This window comes from Azospirillum sp. TSO22-1 (assembly GCF_003116015.1).
Classification (GTDB): domain Bacteria; phylum Pseudomonadota; class Alphaproteobacteria; order Azospirillales; family Azospirillaceae; genus Azospirillum.
In genome coordinates this window covers 1-2,831 of sequence record NZ_LGQZ01000221.1, presented here as the reverse complement: position 1 = coordinate 2,831, position 2,831 = coordinate 1, and the positions used below count along the sequence as shown (strand labels likewise).

The window sequence follows — 2,831 nt, the reverse complement described above, 5'->3', positions numbered from 1 at the left end:
TGTACGAGCGCCTGGAGATGGCGCTGCACGACCGCGACGTGCTGCGCACCATGGCCTGCGGCATCGCCGGGCTCTCGGTGGTCGCCGACAGCCTGTCGGCGATCAAGCACGCCAAGGTCTCGGTGGTGCGCGACGAGCGCGGGCTGGCCACCGACTTCGCGATCGAGGGTGAGTACCCGGCGTTCGGCAACAACGACGCGCGGGTGGACGGCATTGCGGTGTGGCTGGTCGAGAGCTTCATGGCGGCGTTGCGCAAGCAGAAGACCTACCGCAACGCGCTGCCCACCCAGTCGGTGCTGACCATCACCTCCAACGTGGTGTACGGCAAGAAGACCGGCTCGACGCCGGACGGGCGCAGGGCGGGCGAGCCGTTCGCGCCGGGCGCTAACCCGATGCATAGGCGCGACCGCAAGGGCGCCATCGCCTCCATGGCGAGCGTGGCGAAGCTGCCCTATGCCCATGCGCAGGACGGCATCTCGTACACCTTCACCATCGTCCCCTCGGGCCTGGGGCCGACGGACGAGGAGCGCGTGGCGAACCTGGCGGGCATGCTGGACGGCTACTTCGGTCGGGGCGGCCATCACATGAACGTCAACGTGTTCGACCGCGAGACGCTGCTGCACGCCATGGACCACCCGGAGCTGTACCCGCAGCTCACCATCCGCGTGTCGGGCTACGCCGTGAACTTCATCAAGCTGACGCGCGAACAGCAGATCGATGTCATCAACCGCACTTTCCACACCATGCAGTAGCAGCCGGCGGGCGGCCCGCCTCCGCGCGAGGCGGGCGCCGCTCGCAGCGACCTGCAAGTGGATCGCGTGCGCGTCGATGGGGAAGGACAGCATGCATTACTACTCACATCCATTCCGCAAGACCTCGGGTGACGGCGGCGGAGAAACCCATAAAGCCCAAGCGGATGGTCGAGCATTCGAGCGGATTGATCTGCTGATCGTCGGCGCCGTTGCCCTCATCGCGCTGGCGATGCTTTCAGCCGCTATTTAGTGTCCTGGAGTACCGGTCGTCATGGATATGCGCGTTCAAGTCGGTACGGGTGGAGCGATGGATCATCGCCTCAGGCCGGGCGCCGTGGAGGGGTGGGTGCACTCGGTCGAAACCGCCGGCACGGCGGATGGGCCGGGGATCCGCTACGTGCTATTCCTGGCCGGCTGCCCGCTGCGTTGCGCCTACTGCCACAACCCCGACACCCGTCACATGCATGACGGCACCCGTACATCCTCGGCCGAGATCCTCGGCGAGCTGGAGGGCTACGCCGACCTCCTGACGCGCGTCCGGGGCGGGCTGACCATCAGCGGCGGCGAGCCGCTGGTGCAGCCGGAGTTCTGCGCCGCAATCTTCTGCGGCGCCAAGGCGTTGGGCCTGCACACCGCGTTGGACACCTCCGGTTTCCTCGGCGCCCATGCCGACGACCACCTGTTGGCAGACATCGACTTGGTGCTGCTCGACATCAAGGCTTTCAAGGAATCCACTAATTGCGCGCTGACCGGGGTGCCGCTGCGTCCAACGCTGGAGTTCGCTGAGCGGCTGAGCCTGATGGGCAAGCCGGTCTGGCTGCGCTACGTGCTGGTGCCCGGTCTGACAGCCGATTTTGCTGAAATCGATGCCCTGGCCGAGTTCGCCGCCGGGCTCAGCGTGGTGGAGCGGGTGGACGTGCTGCCCTTTCACAAGTTGGGCGAATTCAAATGGCGCGAGTTGGGCCTGCCCTATCGACTCGCCGAGACCGAACCACCCCCGGCTGAGCTGACCAGGCGGGTGCGCGACCGCTTCCGCGCGCAGGGCCTGTGGGTCGCCTAGGAGAGGACGAGGGATGATGGATACCCATCGCATCGCCGACCTCGATGCGCTCAAGACGCTGGACGCGCGCCTGCCGCACGCCATTGCGCTTGCTGCCGAGGATCTCGGCGTCAAGAAGGCGCACACCGACACCGCGAGCCTATTCGCTCTCGCAGTGCTGGCCGGCGCCTTCATCGCGCTGGGCGGGCTGTTCGCCACCGTCACCTGGTCAGGGGCCGAGGGGATGCTGCCCTACGGGGTGACGCGGCTGCTCGGCGGCTTGGCGTTCTCGCTGGGGCTGGTGCTGGTGGTGGTGGGCGGCGCGCAGCTGTTCACCGGCGACGCGCTGATGGTCATGGCCTGGGCCAGCGGCCGCTTGATGGCCCACCAGATGCTACGGGTGTGGACGCTGGTCTGGCTGGGCAACTTCGTCGGGGCGTTCGGCACCGCGCTGCTGGTGTTCCTGTCCGGGCAATACGCCTTCGGGCACGGGGCGGTGGGCGCCACCGCGCTGTACATCGCGACGAGCAAGAGCGGATTGCCGGTGATGCAGGCTTTTGTGTTGGGCATCCTGTGCAACGTGCTGGTCTGCCTGGCGGTGTGGCTGGCGCTGGGCGCGCGCAGCGTCACCGACAAGGTTCTGGCCGTGGCGTTGCCGGTGAGCGCCTTCGTCGCCGCCGGGTTCGAGCACTGCGTGGCGAACATGTACTTCGTGCCGCTCGGCCTGCTCATCCAATGGGATGCTCCTGAGAGTTTCTGGGCCGATCTGGGACGACGCTTTCCGCCCATCGAGCCTGGCCATTTCCTCCTCAACCTCGGCGCGGTGACGCTCGGCAACTGGGTGGGAGGCGCGCTGCTGGTCGGCGCCGTCTACTGGTTCATCTACCGCCGCCCGGCGACGCGCCACTGAGCCATCCTTCACCCGAATCAAGGAAACACCAATATCATGAGCGCCATTACCGACATCACCGCCCGCGAGATCCTGGACAGCCGCGGCAACCCGACCGTCGAGGTCGACGTGACGCTGGACTCCGGCGCCT

The 2,831-nt window shown here is 67.1% G+C and carries 5 protein-coding genes; all 5 read left to right on the top strand.

The window, feature by feature from the left end; genetic code table 11:
* The coding region (locus TSO221_RS34305; RefSeq protein WP_109122933.1) for a glycine radical domain-containing protein at positions 1 to 752 on the top strand (752 nt) is incomplete at its 5' end.
* A gap of 91 nt (positions 753 to 843) precedes the next feature.
* A complete protein-coding gene (locus TSO221_RS35840; protein ID WP_158284307.1) occupies positions 844 to 1,002 on the top strand; it encodes a hypothetical protein in 159 nt (52 codons plus the stop codon).
* A 96-nt stretch (positions 1,003 to 1,098) separates the two neighbouring features.
* Positions 1,099 to 1,812 carry a pyruvate formate-lyase-activating protein gene (pflA, locus tag TSO221_RS34300; protein ID WP_247878401.1) on the top strand — a complete coding sequence of 238 codons (714 nt, stop codon included), beginning with the start codon at positions 1,099 to 1,101 and terminating at the stop codon, positions 1,810 to 1,812.
* Between the two features lie 13 nt (positions 1,813 to 1,825).
* On the top strand, positions 1,826 to 2,701 hold the full coding sequence (locus TSO221_RS34295; RefSeq protein ID WP_109122931.1) for a formate/nitrite transporter family protein: 876 nt from the start codon (positions 1,826 to 1,828) through the stop codon (positions 2,699 to 2,701).
* A gap of 36 nt (positions 2,702 to 2,737) precedes the next feature.
* A partial coding sequence (locus TSO221_RS36940) for a hypothetical protein (protein WP_146209004.1) occupies positions 2,738 to 2,831 on the top strand: 94 nt, incomplete at its 3' end.